At 63.9% G+C, this 16,213-nt stretch carries 15 protein-coding genes; 9 read left to right on the forward strand and 6 right to left on the reverse strand.

Going from position 1 to position 16,213, the window contains the following annotated elements; all coding sequences use genetic code 11:
* Positions 1 to 81: 81 nt before the first annotated feature.
* From ACYU03_RS09560 to ACYU03_RS09580, 5 genes are all read left to right on the forward strand, one after another.
* Positions 82 to 390 (forward strand): PepSY domain-containing protein, encoded by a 309-nt coding sequence (locus ACYU03_RS09560; protein ID WP_461890087.1) that lies wholly within the window; start codon positions 82 to 84, stop codon positions 388 to 390.
* Positions 390 to 704: a PepSY domain-containing protein gene (locus ACYU03_RS09565; protein WP_461890089.1), complete on the forward strand. Its 315-nt coding sequence runs from the start codon at positions 390 to 392 to the stop codon at positions 702 to 704. The genes ACYU03_RS09560 and ACYU03_RS09565 overlap by 1 nt, the downstream gene beginning before the upstream one ends.
* On the forward strand, positions 705 to 1,373 hold the full coding sequence (locus ACYU03_RS09570) for a response regulator transcription factor (RefSeq protein WP_461890091.1): 669 nt from the start codon (positions 705 to 707) through the stop codon (positions 1,371 to 1,373).
* Positions 1,370 to 2,689 (forward strand): sensor histidine kinase, encoded by a 1,320-nt coding sequence (locus ACYU03_RS09575; RefSeq protein ID WP_461890093.1) that lies wholly within the window; start codon positions 1,370 to 1,372, stop codon positions 2,687 to 2,689. The genes ACYU03_RS09570 and ACYU03_RS09575 overlap by 4 nt, the downstream gene beginning before the upstream one ends.
* Before the next feature lie 205 nt (positions 2,690 to 2,894).
* Positions 2,895 to 4,049, forward strand: a complete 1,155-nt coding sequence (locus ACYU03_RS09580; RefSeq protein ID WP_461890095.1) for an HPP family protein — start codon at positions 2,895 to 2,897, stop codon at positions 4,047 to 4,049.
* Here ACYU03_RS09580 and ACYU03_RS09585 read toward each other — a convergent pair.
* On the reverse strand, positions 4,023 to 4,889 hold the full coding sequence (locus ACYU03_RS09585; RefSeq protein WP_461890097.1) for a LysR family transcriptional regulator: 867 nt from the start codon (positions 4,887 to 4,889) through the stop codon (positions 4,023 to 4,025). The genes ACYU03_RS09580 and ACYU03_RS09585 overlap by 27 nt on opposite strands.
* Before the next feature lie 206 nt (positions 4,890 to 5,095).
* Here ACYU03_RS09585 and ACYU03_RS09590 point away from each other — a divergent pair, with 206 nt between their 5' ends.
* Complete coding sequence (locus tag ACYU03_RS09590) at positions 5,096 to 6,985, forward strand: propionyl-CoA synthetase (RefSeq protein WP_461890099.1); 1,890 nt, start codon at positions 5,096 to 5,098, stop codon at positions 6,983 to 6,985.
* A gap of 39 nt (positions 6,986 to 7,024) precedes the next feature.
* Here ACYU03_RS09590 and zapE read toward each other — a convergent pair whose 3' ends face one another.
* Complete coding sequence (zapE, locus tag ACYU03_RS09595) at positions 7,025 to 8,113, reverse strand: cell division protein ZapE (protein WP_461890101.1); 1,089 nt, start codon at positions 8,111 to 8,113, stop codon at positions 7,025 to 7,027.
* A 492-nt stretch (positions 8,114 to 8,605) separates the two neighbouring features.
* Between zapE and ACYU03_RS09600 the strand changes: the two genes are divergently transcribed.
* A complete protein-coding gene (locus tag ACYU03_RS09600) occupies positions 8,606 to 9,571 on the forward strand; it encodes an ABC transporter substrate-binding protein (protein ID WP_461890103.1) in 966 nt (321 codons plus the stop codon).
* A 15-nt stretch (positions 9,572 to 9,586) separates the two neighbouring features.
* Positions 9,587 to 10,549, forward strand: coding sequence for an aliphatic sulfonate ABC transporter substrate-binding protein (locus tag ACYU03_RS09605; RefSeq protein WP_461890105.1), 963 nt, complete (start codon positions 9,587 to 9,589; stop codon positions 10,547 to 10,549).
* A gap of 95 nt (positions 10,550 to 10,644) precedes the next feature.
* Here ACYU03_RS09605 and ACYU03_RS09610 read toward each other — a convergent pair whose 3' ends face one another.
* Together ACYU03_RS09610 and ACYU03_RS09615 are read right to left on the reverse strand one after the other, a co-directional pair.
* Positions 10,645 to 11,319, reverse strand: coding sequence for an NADPH-dependent F420 reductase (locus ACYU03_RS09610; protein ID WP_461890107.1), 675 nt, complete (start codon positions 11,317 to 11,319; stop codon positions 10,645 to 10,647).
* Between the two features lie 293 nt (positions 11,320 to 11,612).
* Positions 11,613 to 12,311: an FMN-dependent NADH-azoreductase gene (locus ACYU03_RS09615; protein ID WP_461890109.1), complete on the reverse strand. Its 699-nt coding sequence runs from the start codon at positions 12,309 to 12,311 to the stop codon at positions 11,613 to 11,615.
* Between the two features lie 115 nt (positions 12,312 to 12,426).
* Here ACYU03_RS09615 and ACYU03_RS09620 point away from each other — a divergent pair, with 115 nt between their 5' ends.
* Complete coding sequence (locus ACYU03_RS09620; RefSeq protein WP_461890111.1) at positions 12,427 to 13,326, forward strand: LysR substrate-binding domain-containing protein; 900 nt, start codon at positions 12,427 to 12,429, stop codon at positions 13,324 to 13,326.
* Between the two features lie 45 nt (positions 13,327 to 13,371).
* On the opposite strand, the gene fabF is transcribed toward ACYU03_RS09620, so the two are convergent.
* Both fabF and ACYU03_RS09630 read right to left on the reverse strand, forming a co-directional pair.
* On the reverse strand, positions 13,372 to 14,661 hold the full coding sequence (gene fabF / locus ACYU03_RS09625; protein WP_461890113.1) for a beta-ketoacyl-ACP synthase II: 1,290 nt from the start codon (positions 14,659 to 14,661) through the stop codon (positions 13,372 to 13,374).
* A gap of 69 nt (positions 14,662 to 14,730) precedes the next feature.
* Entirely contained in the window at positions 14,731 to 16,206 is a 1,476-nt protein-coding gene (locus ACYU03_RS09630) for an efflux transporter outer membrane subunit (RefSeq protein ID WP_461890115.1), read from the reverse strand.
* Between the last annotated feature and the right edge of the window lie 7 nt (positions 16,207 to 16,213).

Below are 16,213 nucleotides of genomic sequence, written 5' to 3' on the forward strand. Positions count from 1 at the left end.
CAATTGTTTTCAGCTTGAGTTAAGAACCAGGGGGTAATCTTAACCCCGTAGACAACTTGACCATCTCGATGGAGAGAACCCATGAAGACTTTGACTGCCCTGTTCACCGCCGCCACCCTGGCCTTCGGCGCCAATATCGCCCTGGCCAAGGATGTCCAGCTTGATGAAGCGATCAAGCTGGTCAACGAAAAGACCATCAAGTCGCTGGAAGAGCTCAAGGCCGCCGCCGTGGCCAAGCACCCGGGCTCCACCGTCACCGATACCGAACTGGAAAACGAATACGGCCGCTACATCTACAAGGTCGAGCTGCGCGACGCCCAGAACGTCGAGTGGGACGTGGACCTGGACGCCAAGACCGGTGAAGTCCTCAAGGACGAACGGGATAACTGATGGGCCATTTCCCGCGAACAGCGCGATACTTGCTTCTTGCGCTGTTGGCCTGCTCTGCACTGGCAATGGCCCGTGACCTCGACCAGGATGAAGCCCTTGAGCTGCGGCGCCAGGGCATCATCCTGCCGCTCGAACAATTGCTGGAATCCGCCCTGGGCCGTTATCCCGGGGCGCGGTTGCTGGAGGCGGAGCTGGAAGAGGACGATGACCGCTATGAGTACGAGGTCGAACTGCTGACCCCCGCCGGCGTGGTGCGCGAGATCAAGCTCGACGCCAGCACCGGGGCCTTGCTCAAAGACGAGGAAGACGACTGAATGCGCTTGCTACTGGTCGAGGACAATGTTCCCCTGGCCGACGAACTGACTGCCAGCCTGCAACGCCAAGGCTATGCCGTGGACTGGCTGGCCGATGGCCGCGACGCGGTGTACCAGGGCCAGAGCGAGCCCTATGACCTGATCATCCTCGACCTGGGCCTGCCTGGCTTGCCGGGGCTGGAGGTGCTGGGGCAGTGGCGCGCCGCTGGCCTGGTCACGCCGGTCTTGATCCTCACCGCACGCGGTTCTTGGGCCGAGCGCATCGAAGGGCTCAAGGCCGGTGCCGATGACTACCTGAGCAAACCCTTTCACCCTGAAGAACTGCAACTGCGTATCCAGGCGTTGCTGCGCCGTGCGCGTGGCCTGGCCAACCAGCCGACCCTCGAGGCCGCCGGCCTGCACCTGGACGAAGGCCGCCAATGCGTAACCCGCGATGGCGTCGATATCCAGCTGACCGCCGCCGAGTTTCGCCTGCTGCGCTACTTCATGCTCCACCCGCAGCAGATCCTGTCCAAGAGTCACCTGGCCGAACACCTCTATGACGGTGAGACCGAGCGCGATTCCAATGTGCTCGAAGTCCACGTCAATCACTTGCGGCGCAAGCTGGGTCGCAGTGTCATCGAGACCCGCCGCGGGCAGGGCTATCGCTACGCCGGGAGCGCCGGGTGAAGTCGATCCAGGCACGCTTGAGTCTTGGCCTGATCGCGGTACTGGTGGTCGTGGGCCTGGCCCTGGCACAACTGAGCCTGTGGTTGTTCGAAGTCGGCCTGCAGCGTTACCTGGAGGCGGGCCTGCGCAAGGAAAGCGAGAACCTGCTGGTGGCCCTGGTGCGCGGCCCGTCAGGCATCCAGCTGGATGAGCGGCGATTGTCCTCGGCCTACCAGCGGCCGTTCTCCGGCTACTACTTCCGGATAGACTTCGATAATGGCAGTTGGCGCTCGCGTTCGTTGTGGGATCTGGACATGCCGCGCCCGGCCGAGCCCGGGCTGGAAGATGGCCTAGAGCTGGGGCCCGAGGGCCAGCAACTGCTGGTGCTGCGGGCCGACTATCGACGCCTGGGCCAGGCCATTTCCATCAGCGTGGCCCAGGATTACTCGCCGGTGCGCGAGGGGTTCCGGCGCGTGCAGCAAATCGGCCTCGGCCTGGGCCTGGTCGCGTTAGTGTTGATCCTGGTGCTGCAGCGCATCACCGTGACCCGCTCTCTACGCCCGCTGGAGCGGGCACGCCAGCAGATCGCCCAGTTGCAGCAGGGCCAGCGCTCGCAACTGGACACCCAGGTGCCCAGTGAGCTGGAACCGCTGGTGGCGCAGATCAACCATCTGCTGGCGCATACCGAGGACAGCCTGCGCCGCTCGCGCAACGCCCTGGGCAACCTTGGGCATGCCCTCAAAACGCCGCTGGCGGTCCTGCTCAGCCTGGCTTCCAGCGAGCGCCTCAAGGACCTGCCCGAGGTGCGTGCGCAACTGCGTGAGCAACTGGAGCAGATCCAGCAGCGCCTGGAGCGCGAGCTCAATCGCGCGCGCCTGGCCGGCGACGCGCTGCCCGGCGCGCAGTTCGACTGTGATGCCGAACTGCCGGGGCTGCTGGAGACCCTGGGCATGATCCACGGCGAGGGTCTGCTGCTGGTGCAGGAGGTGCCGCCTGGGCTGTTCCTGCCCTGGGACCGTGAAGACCTGCTGGAACTGCTCGGCAACCTGCTGGACAACGCGTGTAAATGGGCCGACAGCGAGGTGCGCCTAGGGATCGCGCCGACGCCGGAGGGCTATCACCTATGGGTCGACGACGACGGCCCAGGCATACCCGAAGACGCCCGCCAGCAAGTGCTCGAGCGCGGCACGCGACTTGACGAGCAGGTCGATGGCCATGGCCTCGGGCTGGGCATCGTGCGCGATATCGTCGACGCCTGGGGCGGGCGCCTGTCCTTACTGCAAAGCCCGTTGGGCGGCCTGCGGGTCAGCCTGGAGCTGCCACGCAAAGGTGGCTGACAGCGGCCAGGCTGCAAAAAAATTGCAGCCCAGGCGCATTTTTTTGAATTGGCGGCAGTGCCACCGGGCCCGGCACAATCGCTCCCACGAACCCTTCCGGTTTCCATCTCCACGGACGGAGCCCCTTGCGCTATTGCCTATGGCAATACAAGGCCCAGGCCGGTTCGGCTGGGCTTTCTTTTTCACCAGGTAAGTCGATCGCCCGATGTCATCCCCTCGTTCCGAAAGCCGTTTGCAGCGTCTGTTGCCGGCGTCCCTGAATATCCCTCCGAAAGAATGGTTGCGTGCTGGTGTTGGTGCCTTGCTCGGTCTGTTCCTGGCCGGTTGGCTGTGCGCCATGGCCTTTGGCAGCTCGGTGGCTCTGCACCTGCTTGGGCCGCTGGCCGCCTCGGCGGTGCTGGTGTTCGCGGTCCATTCCGGACCGCTGGCGCAGCCCTGGCCGGTCCTGGGCAGCTACGCCTGCGCCGGTGTCATCGGCCTGGCCATGCGCCACGGCTTTGGGGCCGAACTGTGGGTCGCGGCTGCTGCGCTGGGGTTGTCGATCCTGGTTATGTGCCTGTTGCGTTGCCTGCACCCCCCGGGTGGCGGTGTGGCGGTGAGCGTGGTGCTGGCTGACTCCGGCCTGGTGGCGCTGGGTGATCATGTGCTTCAGCCCGTTTTGCTCAATGCCTTGATCCTGGTAACGGTCGCGGTGGTCTACAACCGCCTGACCGGGGTGCGCTATCCCAAGGGGGCGGCACCGCGCAAGGACTTGCACCATACGCACGACCCCTTGCCCAGCGAGCGGGTCGGGGTGAACAGCGAAGACCTGGACCAGGCCCTGGAGGAGATCGGCGAGTTCGTCGACGTCACCCGCGAGGAACTGGAACGGATCATCCTGGCCACCGAGCAGCATGCCCTGCAACGCAGCCTCGGCGGGATCACGGCGGCGTCGGTGATGTCCCGTGATGTGCAGTTCGCATCAAGGCGCACGACTTTGGAACAGGCCTGGAAGATGCTCGCCGGCCATCACCTCAAGACCTTACCGGTGCTCGACAGCGGGCGCCTGGTGGGGATCGTCAGCCTCAGCGACCTGGTCGGCCCGGCCATGGCGCGGGGGCGCTTCAGTTGGCGTGGGTTGTTCCGGCGCAACAAGGTCTACATGGAGCAGGTGATGAGCCGGCGGGTGGTCAGTGTCAGCAGCCAACATCCGCTGGAGCGCCTGCTGCCGCTGCTCTGCGAGCAGGGCCTGCATTGCCTGCCGGTGCTCGAGGGCGACCGTCTGGTCGGTGTGGTCACCCAGACCGACCTGATCGCCGGCCTCAAGCGTCACCTGCTCAATGCTGTCGCACGGTCAGATCAGCGGGTCCCAGCGTTGTGACCAATCACTGGCGCCGGCCTCCACCAGCCGGCGCAACACGCTGAAGGCTTGCTGCAAGGCTTCGCTGTCGCGCTTGCGGGCGTAGACCAGGAAGGTCGGGTAGGTGAACTCCGGCGCCTGTGGCACGCGCTCGAACACACCACTATCGAGGTAGGCCTGCACCACTCGGGTACGGAAGTAGCCGCTGCCGCCATGATCGAGAATGAATTGCAGCGCCAGCGGCCCGAGGTTGAAGCTCAGCGCCGGGCGCGCGCAGTCGGGCAGGGCGGCGTCATGTTGGCGGCGGAAGGCTTCGCCCCAGTCGATGTAGATATAGGGTTCGGGTAGATCGACCCGGCGCACGCGGATCAGCTTCTCCTCCATCAACTGCTCCACCTGCAGGCCTGGGCCATAGGTCGGCTGGTAGACCAGTGCGGCATCGAGTAGGCCCATTTCCACCTTGCGCAACAGCGACTCGCCGTCGCTCACCTCGCTGCGGATAGCGTGGCTGGGCAGTTCATGGTGCAAGGCGCTGACCCAGTCGAGCACCATCGGATTGCCCAGGCTCACTTCGCCGCCGATGTGCAGCACTTGCTGGCAGCCTTCCGGCAACGGCAGGTCGCGGCGAGCCGCTTCCCAGGTCTGTACCAGTTGGTTGGCGTAGATGACGAAGGCCTCGCCATCGCTGGTCAGGCTGGCGCCGTTGCGGCTGCGGATGAACAGCAGGCAACCCAGTTGCTGCTCAAGACGCTGCACCCGCGCGGTGATGGCGGTCTGCGAGACATGCAGGCGTTCAGCCGCCGCGACCAGGCTGCCGCAGCGGACGATTTCCAGAAAGGTACGGGCCTGATCGATATCCATGGGCACGCTCTATGGCTGAAGGTGGCCCATTCTAGAGACTTTGCACCGAAAGAGGGCGTGTTTGCTCCACGCAGCCGACGCCCATGTCGAAGCGTTCCGGCAAACGACCACTGGCATGCGACTTAAGTCACATGGCAGGAAGGCCCGTGCGATCCATACTCAAAGCTCGCCCTTTATCAATAACAACAAGGACAGGGTTCCGATCGATGAGCTATCAGCACAGCTACGCCCGCTCCATTGCCGACCCCGCGGCCTTCTGGGCCGAGCAGGCCGAGGGCCTGGCCTGGTACCGCAAGCCTTCCCGTATCCTCGAGAACAATCCCGATGGCACCCACCAGTGGTTCGCCGACGGGCGGCTCAACAGCTGCTACCTGGCCCTGGATCACCAGATCGAACAGGGCAGGGGTGAGCAGACCGCCTTGATCTACGATTCGCCGGTGACCGGTGTCCAGCAGCGCTTCACCTTCAACCAACTGCGCGAGGAGGTGGCCCGCCTTGCCGGTTTGCTCCGGCAACTGGGGGTACGCAAAGGCGATGGGGTGATCATCTACATGCCCATGGTGCCGCAAGCGGCTATGGCCATGCTGGCCTGTGCGCGGATTGGTGCGGTGCATTCGGTGGTGTTCGGTGGCTTTGCCGCCAACGAGTTGGCCTTGCGCATCGACGACGCTCGCCCGACGTTGTTGCTCACCGCTTCCTGCGGCCTGGAGTTCGACCGGGTGATCGAATACAAGCCCCTGGTCGACCGTGCGCTGCAACTGGCCCTCCATCAGCCGCGCCATGTGTTGGTACTGCAGAGGCCCCAAGCCCAAGCCCCGCTGCAGGCCGGGCGCGACCTGGACTGGCAGCAGGCGCTGACGGGTGCCGAAGCGGTCGAACCGGTCGAATTGTTGGCGAGCGATCCGCTGTACATCATGTACACCTCCGGCACCACCGGCAAACCCAAGGGCATCGTGCGCGAGAATGGCGGCAACGCAGTCGCCCTGCGCTTTGCCATGCAGCATGTGTATGGCATGCAGGCCGGGGACGTGTGGTGGGGGATTTCCGATGTCGGCTGGGTGGTCGGCCATTCGCTGATAGTCTATGGCCCGCTGATGAACGGTTGCACCACGGTGTTCTACGAGGGCAAGCCGATCCGCACGCCCGACGCCGGCGCCTACTGGCGGGTGGTCGAGCAGTACCGGGTCAATGGCCTGTTCTGCGCGCCGACCGCCATGCGCGCTATCCGCAAGGAAGACCCGGACGGCGAACTGCTGCGCGGCCATGACCTCAGTTCGTTGCGCCAGTTGTTCCTCGCTGGCGAGAAGCTGGACTCCAGCACTCACCAGTGGCTGGAAAGCACCAGCGGCAAGACTGTCCACGATCATTGGTGGCAGACCGAGACGGGCTGGCCAGTCACCGCGCCCTGTGTGGGCCTGGCGGGCAGCGCGGCGCGGCCGGGTTCGAGCAACCGGGCGGTGCCGGGCTACGACGTCCAGGTGCTGGACGAGGAAGGGCGGCCACTGGGGCCGAACCAGCAGGGCGCCATCGTCATTGCCCTGCCATTGCCGCCGGGGTGCAGCCAGACCTTGTGGGGCGACCACGAGCGCTACCTGCAGGCCTACCTGCGGACCTACCCGGGTTACTACCACACCGGAGACGGGGGGTACCTGGATGACGACGGTTTCGTCTACATCATGGGGCGCACCGATGACGTCATCAACGTCTCCGGCCATCGCCTGTCCACCGGCGAGATGGAGGACTTGGTGGCCTGCCACCCGGCAGTGGCAGAGTGCGCGGTGATCGGCGTGCATGACGAGATCAAGGGCCAGGTGCCATTGGCCCTGGTGGTGCTCAAGGATGGCGAGGGCATCAGCGAGCAGCAGCTGCAGGCCGAGTTGGTGGCCCGTGTACGCGAGCAGATCGGTGCGTTGGCCTGTTTCAACCGTGTGCGCCTGGTCAAGCGCCTGCCCAAGACCCGCTCGGGAAAGATCCTGCGCGCGGTGTTGCGCAAGATTGCCGACCGGCAGGATTATGTCGCGCCTTCGACCTTGGATGACCCGGCGGTGCTGGGCGAGATCGAGGCAGTGCTGGCGGACCTACCGCGCACGGGCTGAGCGGCAGAGGCGTTAAGCACAGGGGCCTGCTATTGGCTTTCAGACCGGGCAGGCCTCGGGGCCCAGTCGTTTCAACTGGCCCAGGCGGCTGCGGGTGCGCATCAGGTCGCTGATCGCGCCGCCCAAGGCGTCCTCCAGCGGTTGCTCGGCGATCACCAGCAACTGCTTGTCCTGGTCATACAGCACGTCCACCAGGTTGACGAAGCGCTGCTGCGCAGCCAGGGTGCAGTCGGCCAGGTCGGGCAGTCCGTCGATGATCCAGCGGTCGTAGCGCCTGGCCAGTTCCAGGTAGTCGATCACGGCGGTGGGCTGCTCGCAGAGGTCGCTGAAACTGAACATCACCTCGCGTCCCTGGCTTGAGCGGGACTGTAAGATGCGCTTGCCGACCTGCAGGGGCACGGGTTGCTCCGCCGGCACCTGTAGGGCCGTGCGCTGGACAGGATCGCCCGGCCAGAGGTAATGGCCGTGGGTGAAACGCTGGTGCGGGCTGTTGCCCGGCAGGCTGCGAAAATCCGTGTCGCCACTTACCTCCAGCACCTGCATGCGGCTGTTGATCAGGCGGATCACCGGCAGGAAGCGTTCATGGTAGAGCGGGTTGGGCAGCAGCCCTTCCGGGGCGTAGTTGGACGTCACCAGCAGAAAGATATCGCGGGCGAACAGCGCTTCGAACAGGCGTGTGAGCAGCGTGGCGTCGCCAATGTCATGCACATGGAACTCGTCGAAACACAGTACCCGGCAATCGGCGAGCAGCTCGTCGAGAGTCGTGGCCATGGCATCGTCCTCGGCACGGTGGCGGAACATGCCTTGGTGCAGGCGCGCAAAGAAGTCATGGAAATGCAGGCGGCGTTTGGCGGCGGTCGGCACCGCCTGGAAGAAACCATCGAGCAACCAGCTCTTGCCTCGCCCGACCGCCCCGTAGAGGTACAGGCTGCGCGCCCGGCCCTGGCTGAGCACGGCGAGCTGCTCGGCCATGCAGCGGATCACCTGCAACTGGCCTGCACTCAAGGTATAGCCCCGAGCTTGCGCACGTGCCTGGAAGGACTTCAACAGTTCATCGTCAGCAGTTGCTGCGCCGCGCAAGCGGTCACGCAATTGGCGCAAGGGCGCAGGAATCCAGGCTGGGGGCAAAGCGGGGCTCCTTGGATGGCAGGGCAAGCGCAGCTTGCGCGAGGGTGGCTATTTTGACCAATAGATAATGTGGCGGGCAATGATCGCGAAATGCGATAGGTCCGGGCGGCTCCCTCATATGCCAGTCATAAGTACCGCCAGGCAGGTTGCTGACCGAGGGGATGAGGGCACCTCTCTTGAACTCGATGGACGGTTGCCAAGCATTTCGTCGCTGCTGGCGCCGCAAGACCGCGGACCTGCAAGAGAGTTATCACCTGTGCCCTACTGGCAGGGCCTTGGGGAGGCTCAGTCCGGATAAGATAATTAATGCATATTAGGATATTTCTAAAATGCATTTCATTAATTAACGAGCAATCGATAGAGTCTCCTGAAACAGGCCGGAACGCCATGGCGTATCCGGCCTGTTTCGTCTCTGCGCCGATGGCGGCGCAACGGATAGTCCCCACCAGACAACAGGCTGCCCCCATGACGGACGGCCTTGAGGAGCACGACATGCCCCCATTCACTCGCATCCTGGCGCTGGGTGTCGCCCTGATGCTGACCGGCCAGGCCCTGGCCAGCGAACGCCTGGAGCTGCGCATCGGCGATCAGAAGGGCAACATGCGCGCCCAGCTCGAGGCTGCCGATGCCCTGCGTGACTTGCCCTACGACATTCACTGGGCGGAATTTCCCGCTGCGGCACCCTTGGCCGAGGCGCTCAATGCCGGGGCCATCGACGCGGGGATCATTGGCGATGCGCCGTTGCTGTTCGTCCTGGCGTCGGGCGCGCAAGTCAAAGCGATCGCCGTGGACAAGTCCGACCCTTACGGCACGGCGTTGCTGGTCAGGCCGGAGGCGCCGTTGCACAACGCCAGCGACCTCAAGGGCAAGCGCATCGCTACCGGCAAGGGCTCGATCGGTCACCATCTGGCGCTCAAGGCCCTGGCTCAGGCGGGCTTGAGCGAAAAGGACGTGGAGTTGCGCTTTCTTGGTCCGGTGGATGCCAAGGTGGCCTTGGCCAATGGCTCGGTGGACGCCTGGGCAACTTGGGAACCCTATACCGCGCTGGCCGAGTTGAGCGGCCAGGGCAGAGTGCTGGTCAATGGCCGTGGCCTGTCCACTGGCAACAGCTTCCTCGCCGCGACCGACAAAGCCCTCGCCGATCCCGCCCGGCGTGCCGCCTTGCAGGACTACCTGGTGCGCCTGGCCGATGCCCAGGTCTGGGCCAACCAGCATCTGGACAGTTACTCGAAGACCCTGGCGTCCATCATCGGTTTCCCGGTAGAGGCGGCGCGGTTGCAGTTCGAGCGTCGGCAATTGCGCTGGCAGGCGATCGATCCGAAGACTGTCGTCGAACAGCAGGAAACGGCGGACTTCTACCAATCCCACGGGCTGATCGGTAAGCGCCTCGACGTGGCGCCGACCTTCGCCAACGGATTCACCGTTCCTGCCAATGAAAAGCTTGCCGCCCAACCCTGACCCGGAGTCCTGTCCATGAACCTGTTGCACCGCCTGCGCCAGCTGGCGCTCGTCACCCTGATCGGCAGCGTGCTGCCGGGTACTGCCTCGGCCGAAGAAACCTTGCGTATCGGCTATCAGAAGTCCTCGACCTTGCTGACGCTGCTCAAGGCCCGCGGCACCCTCGAACAACGCCTTGGCGGCCAGGGCATCCGTGTCAGTTGGCATGAGTTCCCCAGTGGTTTACCCCTGCTCGAAGCGCTGAACCTGGGCAACGTCGATCTGTCGGCAGATGTGGCCGACACCGTGCCGGTGTTTACCCAGGCGGCCGGGGCGCGGTTGACTTATTTCGCCCGCGAGGCCCCGTCGCCTTCGGCCCAGGCCATCCTGGTGCCAGCCGATTCGCCGTTGCACACACTGGCTGACCTCAAGGGCAAGCGCGTGGCGGTGACCAAGGCCGCCGGCAGCCATTACCTGCTGATCCAGGCCCTGGCCAAGGCTGGCCTGAGCTTCAAGGACATCACCCCGGCCTACCTGATACCGGCCGACGGCCGTGCGGCTTTCGAGAACGGCAAGGTCGACGCCTGGGTCACCTGGGACCCCTACGTCGCCAGTGCCCAGCGCCAGCAGCAGGCGCGGGTCCTCGCCGATGGCAGCGGCCTTGCCAGCTACCAGCGTTACTACCTGGCTGGCAGCGACTATGCCAAGGCCCACCCCGAAGTACTGCAGCAGGTCTACCTGGCATTGCGTGAGATCGGCGCCTGGACCAAGGCCAACCCCGTGGCTGCAGCCAGGGTGCTCGGGCCACTCTGGGGCAACCTCGACGGCCAGACCGTGGAACAGGCCAACGCCCGCCGTAGCTACGATGTGCAGGCTGTGAAGCTGGACAACCTGGCCGAGCAGCAACAGATCGCCGATGCCTTCTTCGGCCAGGGGCTGTTGCCAAAGAAAGTCGACGCCCGTGACGTCGAGTTGTTCGAACCTCGCACCACGCCTTGAGTCCTCGTCAGCCGCAACATCGTGCGCGCGCGGCTGGAGACGATCGGCGAGTTGGGAAAAGCGGGGCAGGTGCCATAGCGATTGGTCACGTTGCGCTAAAGGCCCTGCTTGTCCTTGAGTTCGGCCTCACTCCAAACGCCACTGAGCGGGCCGCCGGGCAACCCGTCGTTAGCCCGCGCCAGCGGGAAAAATACCGGGATGAATCCGGCGTCGCGCACCAAGCGCGCCCCCAGGTCCCGAGCCTGGGCATCGTCAGCGAACGTAGGAATCGCCTTGCTCTGGCCAGATTGGTCTTTCATGGAGGCGTAGCCTATGGCGTTGAACGCCCGTACCAGGTGCGCGCCGGGTAGATACTCCTGGTCTGCCAAGGCGACGCCCTGATCCAGCGCCTTGCGCCCGACTTCTCCATCACGGCCGCTGAAGGGGTTGCTGGTGCTGAATACCACCCTGCCGTCCAGCTTGCCCTTCAACTGCTCCGACAGCACCGGCATTGCGCCGTAGGGAACACTCAACACGATCACATCGCCCCATGCCGCGGCCTCGCTCACCGAACCCGCCTGGGCATTGGGGCCGGCGCTCTTGACCAGGTCCGTCAACGCCTCGGGGTGGCGTGACGAAAACATCACCGAGTGCCCAGCCTTCGCCCATAGCGTGCCAAGCGTACCGCCGACGTTGCCGGCGCCTATCACGCTGATCTTGAGGGTGTCGGCCATCGCCTGGCTGGCGCACAGGACCAGCCCGGCGAACATCAGAGAGAGGATTCTGGACATGCGCTGCACTCCTGGGGTGGAAAGCGGATGTGTAATCACCCTAGTAGAGCTGGCGTATAAACGAAAGGCGCGTTAGTCGCAGGGCTGTCAGGTCATCCTAATGGACGGCTAGGCGCTGGCCAGGCCGGCACGGCGGTGGTCAGGTGAGCCGTGTCGCTTTCCTCGAAGCGTGGCTCCCACGTATCGTCGGTGACCACCCGCATGTCCATGTCGGGCGTTGAACGCCCAACTCACTCCATGTTGCTCTCGCTCGAAGACCCGGCGACTGGTATTGGCGATTTAGCGTTCTTGGCTCATCCAGCTTGACGCGCAGGTGAAGCAAAACCGCCTTCGAGCTTCGACACCAGCCCATCCACGGCCACTTCTGCCTGCCTGATCGAGTCGGCCAGTCGCTGATCGGCGAACTCGTCGTACTCGATGAACGCACTGTGCACATCGGTCACGCCGATATAGGCGAATGCCGTGCTGACCGAGGCTTCTACGTGGTTGCGGTCGGCCAGGCGTCCGTCGGGCTGGTATCCGTAGTCACCCCGTGAGGAGAGGATCACCAGGCGCTTGCCGGCATCCGCCAGCAGTGGCCAATAGGGCTCGCCGTGCCGGCTTCGGTCGAAGCCGAAGGTGCGGCCCACGCGCACGATGTTATCGATGTAGGCCTTGAACTGTGCGGGTGGTCCGAAGTTGTACATCGGCACGCCGGCAACGATCAGGTCGGCCTGCAGCAGCTCGTCGACCAGCGCATCGCTGATGCGCAGTTCTTCACGCATCCAGTCCTCGCGTGATTGTTCGGGGGTGAACGCGGCATGTATCCAGCGGCCGGTGACAGGCGGTGGAGGTTCCACGCCGACGTCACGGTAGACCACGTTCGTCTCGGGATGACGTGCTGTCCATTGCCGGACGAAGCGCTCCGTCAGCCGGCGAGTGTGCGATCCGTGAGGGGTGGTGTCGGAACCGCCAGAGCGGGCGCTGGCGTCGATGTGCAAGAGTGTGGTCATGGTCGAATGGCTCCTTACAGATGAATATGAATCATTGGTAAGGAGCTTCGCTGGAAAATATGTCGTGTACAAACGATGATTGGTCAATCAATAGCTGATATGAAGTCATCTATCCATGGCGATTCGACTCCCTTCCCTAAGCGCTTTGCGTGCCTTTGAAGCGGCGGCGCGCTTGCGTAGCTTCAAGATGGCCGCAGAGGAACTGGCTGTCACGGCGACAGCGATCAGCCACCGCATCCGTGTGCTGGAGGAGTACCTCGAACGCCCCTTGTTTCTGCGCAAGGTGCGCGCGGTCGAGTTGACAGCGGACGGTCAGATCCTACTCACGGCGGTCAGCAGCGGTTTCCAGACCATTGCAGGGGCTATCGAGCAGGTGCGTCGTCCTCGCCGGGCGTCGGTGACGCTGTCGGCAACGCCAGCCTTCGCCAGCAAATGGCTGGTGCCGAAGCTGGCCGCATTTCAGGCCGCACACCCCGATATCGATCTGCACGTGCATGCTTCCAACGCACCTGTCGATCTGAACGCCGGCATGGCGGATTTGGCGATCCGCTACGGCCATGGGCATTACCAGGGCGTTACCGCCACCTTGTTGTTGGAGGATCGCTTTGCACCTGTCGCCAGCCCGCTGCTCCTGGCGACAGTCGGCAAGGATGCGTCGCAATGGCCGCTGATCCATTTCGACTGGCATCGCCCACAGCCCGTGGACCTGACCTGGGAGGCCTGGGTGCACGCGAGCGGCCGTCAGCCCATCAAACTGTCCGACGGCATCCGCTATTCAGAGGAAAGCCACGCCATCCAGGCGGCTGTCGCAGGGCAGGGCGTGGCCCTGCTGAGTGTGCTGCTGGTCGAGGAGGAGTTGCGAATGGGGCTGTTGCGGATCGTGGCCGAGCCGGCGCTCAAGGGTATGTCGTATCACCTGCTCAAACCCGTTCAACGCCCTGTGCCGGAGGCGGTTTCGGTCGTGGAGGCGTGGTTGATACGAGTCGCCCAACCGGTCTCCACGACTCCAGGCTGAACCTGTGCGGTCACCAGAATCGCGTAGCGACGTTCACAGTTTGGTTCATTGAGAAGGCTCCCAGCGGCGAAACAGCAGGCTGGCATTTACGCCACCAAATCCAAACCCGTTCGACAGCGCGTACTCGATCGGCATTTGCCGCGCGGTCAGGGCCACAAGATCGAGTCCGTCGGCCATTTCGTCGGGGTTGAGGAGGTTGAGCGTGGGCGGAACAATTTGATCACGCAGCGCCAGGACGCTGAAGATGGCCTCGAGTCCGCCAGCGGCTCCCAGTAAGTGACCGGTGCTGGATTTTGTCGCTGCAATGGCCACGTTCGATCCGCTTCCGAAGAGCGACCGAATAGCGGCGAGCTCACCACGGTCTCCAACCTGGGTGGAGGTGGCATGTGCGTTGATGTGCTGCACCTGGCTTGGCTTAATGCCGGCCTGCCGCAGCGCCTGCTCCATAGCACGCCGGGGGCCTCCGCCATCTTCCGGGCCGGCGGTTAGGTGATAGGCATCGGCACTCGTGCCATAGCCAACCAACTCCGCCAACGGCCGGGCACCCCGAGCCAGTGCATGCTCCAGCGACTCGATCACCAGTAGGCCGGCGCCCTCGGCCATGACGAATCCGTCCCGGTCCCGATCAAACGGACGTGACGCTGCCTGGGGACGGTCGTTGAAGCCTGTCGATAGTGCGCGTGCCGCTGCGAAGCTCCCGAGTGTCACGGGGTGAATCGCTGCCTCGGTCCCACCGCATATTGCGATGTCCGCTTCTGCGCAGCGGATTAGCCGCGCGGCGTCGCCGATGGCTTGCGCCCCGGCTGCACAGGCGGTCACCGGGGCGCCGAGCGGTCCCTTGAAACCGTGCCGTATAGAAATATGCCCGGCCGCCATATTGGCGAGAAACGAAGGTGCGGTGAACGGTGAAAGCCGGCGTGCTCCGCGTTGGTCGGTGATGCGCACCGCGTCTGCGATAGCGCCGAATCCTCCTACGCCAGACGCAATAACGGTGGCTGTCCGCTGCCGCTGTTCTTCTTGTGTCGGCTGCCAGTCCGCTTGTGCCAGGGCTTGCTGTGCGGCCACGAGTGCAAACTCGATGAAGCGATCCATCTTCTTGCGTTCCTTGGCGGCGATGCTTCGCTCCGGGTCGTAACCGGCTTGATTGTCTTCCTCCAGAGTCGGGACGTATCCCCCTACAGTGACGCCGGTGCCTTCGGTTAGCTCGGCAGGCAACGTCCGAATGCCTGACTTCCCCGCCAGCAGGCGAGACCAGACTGCTTCGATACCACATCCCAAGGGGCTTACAATGCCCGCCCCCGTCACCACGATACGGACTGCGTGTTTTGCGCTCATAGTCATACCTTCGCTCGTTAGGCCGGCGCCTCTCAATCGGCGCCGACAGCTTGCTTGCCGCTTATTGGCTCAAGCGCCGTCTCCAGGAACAGGCTGCTCGTTCCACCCGCCACCGAGTGCTTTGTAGAGGGCGACAGCTGAAGAAGACGACGCATAAGTTGCGTCCAGTCGTTCTGCCTGGATTCGCTGAAGCCTTGATTGCGTTTCCAGGAGTTCGATATGGCTGCTGTTGCCCTTTTTGTAGCTGGCCAGGACGGCATCACGCGCGCTCACCCTGGCGTTCTCTCCCTCCAGCAGGCGTTTGGCTCTGGACTCACCGCCCAGCAGGAAGGCGATTGAGTCTTCAACTTCGGCAGTCGCCTGCAGGACGCTGTGTCGGTAGTTTGCTAGTCGCTCGGAGTAAGCGCCTTTGGCCGCCTTGACCTGGGCATCTACCCGGCCAAAGTCAAACAACCGCCAGCGTAGGCCCAAGGCGGCGACGGCTTGGTTGGCATCGCCGTCAAAGAGATTGCCACTGTGTGGGGTGACCGTTCCGAGCAATGCTGATAGCGATACCTTGGGGTAGTACTCGGCGAGTGCTTGACCGATGCGCTCATTGGATGCCGCGAGGCGGCGCTCAGCAACGATGAGGTCTGGCCGCCGACGCAGTAGCGCTGCGGTGCCGCCGGCGGCCTCGATCGATGGGGCGGAGGGAATTGGCTGCACGCTATCCAGTTCAGGGGCGGCGGCTCCAGGCTGTCTTCCGAGCAGCACGTCAAGACTGTTCCGGGCAGCCGTTAAGCGTGCTTGCAGCGCCGGGACTGAGGCCTGGATGACGGCACGCTCGGACTTTGTCTGCTGCAGCTCTTGATCTGGAGCGAGTCCGCGGGATTTCAAAACCTCGACCAGTCGCTCGATATCGGTCTGTGTCGACACCTGTTCTTCAGCGAGCTTCAGGCGCGACTGCAATAGCCTGACCAGCAGGTAGTTATCGACGACGCTCGCAGCCACCTGTATCCGTGCCGCTGCCACATCGGCCTGCGCAGCTTGGTATTCGGCCAGCGCGGCGTGTGCGCTTCGCCGAAGGCCACCGGACAGGTCGATTTCCCATGAGCTCGATATGCCGGCTCCGTAGAGGCTTCCGGTACGATCAAACCCGGGCAGCACGGCATTTTGCGTGGCGACCAGCGGGTCTTCGAGTGATTGCCTGGCTCGCATTGCATCCGCCGTCGCTTGACCGGATGGGAACAGTTGAGCGCGCGCGCTCTGAGCAACAACTGCAGACTGAGCGCTACGGGCCATCGCTTGTTCCAGGCTCAGGTTTTGATGCAGCGCCGTATCGACCAAGTGATTCAGGAGCGGATCATTGAAACCCTCCCACCAGCGCTCAAGAGCGACCGATGCTTGTACTGCCGAGCGCTGGCTCAGGGCTTGTCCTCCTTTAAACTGACCCCCAGCTTCTACCGCGGGCCTCTGATAGGTAGGGCCAACCATGCAGCCGGTCAACCCCGCTACGACCGCGAGCGCGAGTAAACTGTACGCGCCTCTAACCAGGTGCTGATTCAATACGATT

Source organism: Pseudomonas sp. X10, from assembly GCF_054889225.1.

Coding starts and splice junctions, on each gene's coding strand:
- ACYU03_RS09590 (WP_461890099.1), top strand. CDS start 5,096: ATGAGCTATCAGCACAGCTACGCCCGCTCCATTGCCGACCCCGCGGCC.
- ACYU03_RS09610 (WP_461890107.1), bottom strand. CDS start 11,319: ATGTCCAGAATCCTCTCTCTGATGTTCGCCGGGCTGGTCCTGTGCGCC.
- ACYU03_RS09600 (WP_461890103.1), top strand. CDS start 8,606: ATGCCCCCATTCACTCGCATCCTGGCGCTGGGTGTCGCCCTGATGCTG.
- ACYU03_RS09580 (WP_461890095.1), top strand. CDS start 2,895: ATGTCATCCCCTCGTTCCGAAAGCCGTTTGCAGCGTCTGTTGCCGGCG.
- ACYU03_RS09565 (WP_461890089.1), top strand. CDS start 390: ATGGGCCATTTCCCGCGAACAGCGCGATACTTGCTTCTTGCGCTGTTG.
- ACYU03_RS09570 (WP_461890091.1), top strand. CDS start 705: ATGCGCTTGCTACTGGTCGAGGACAATGTTCCCCTGGCCGACGAACTG.
- ACYU03_RS09560 (WP_461890087.1), top strand. CDS start 82: ATGAAGACTTTGACTGCCCTGTTCACCGCCGCCACCCTGGCCTTCGGC.
- ACYU03_RS09605 (WP_461890105.1), top strand. CDS start 9,587: ATGAACCTGTTGCACCGCCTGCGCCAGCTGGCGCTCGTCACCCTGATC.
- ACYU03_RS09615 (WP_461890109.1), bottom strand. CDS start 12,311: ATGACCACACTCTTGCACATCGACGCCAGCGCCCGCTCTGGCGGTTCC.
- ACYU03_RS09585 (WP_461890097.1), bottom strand. CDS start 4,889: ATGGATATCGATCAGGCCCGTACCTTTCTGGAAATCGTCCGCTGCGGC.
- ACYU03_RS09620 (WP_461890111.1), top strand. CDS start 12,427: ATGGCGATTCGACTCCCTTCCCTAAGCGCTTTGCGTGCCTTTGAAGCG.
- fabF (WP_461890113.1), bottom strand. CDS start 14,661: ATGAGCGCAAAACACGCAGTCCGTATCGTGGTGACGGGGGCGGGCATT.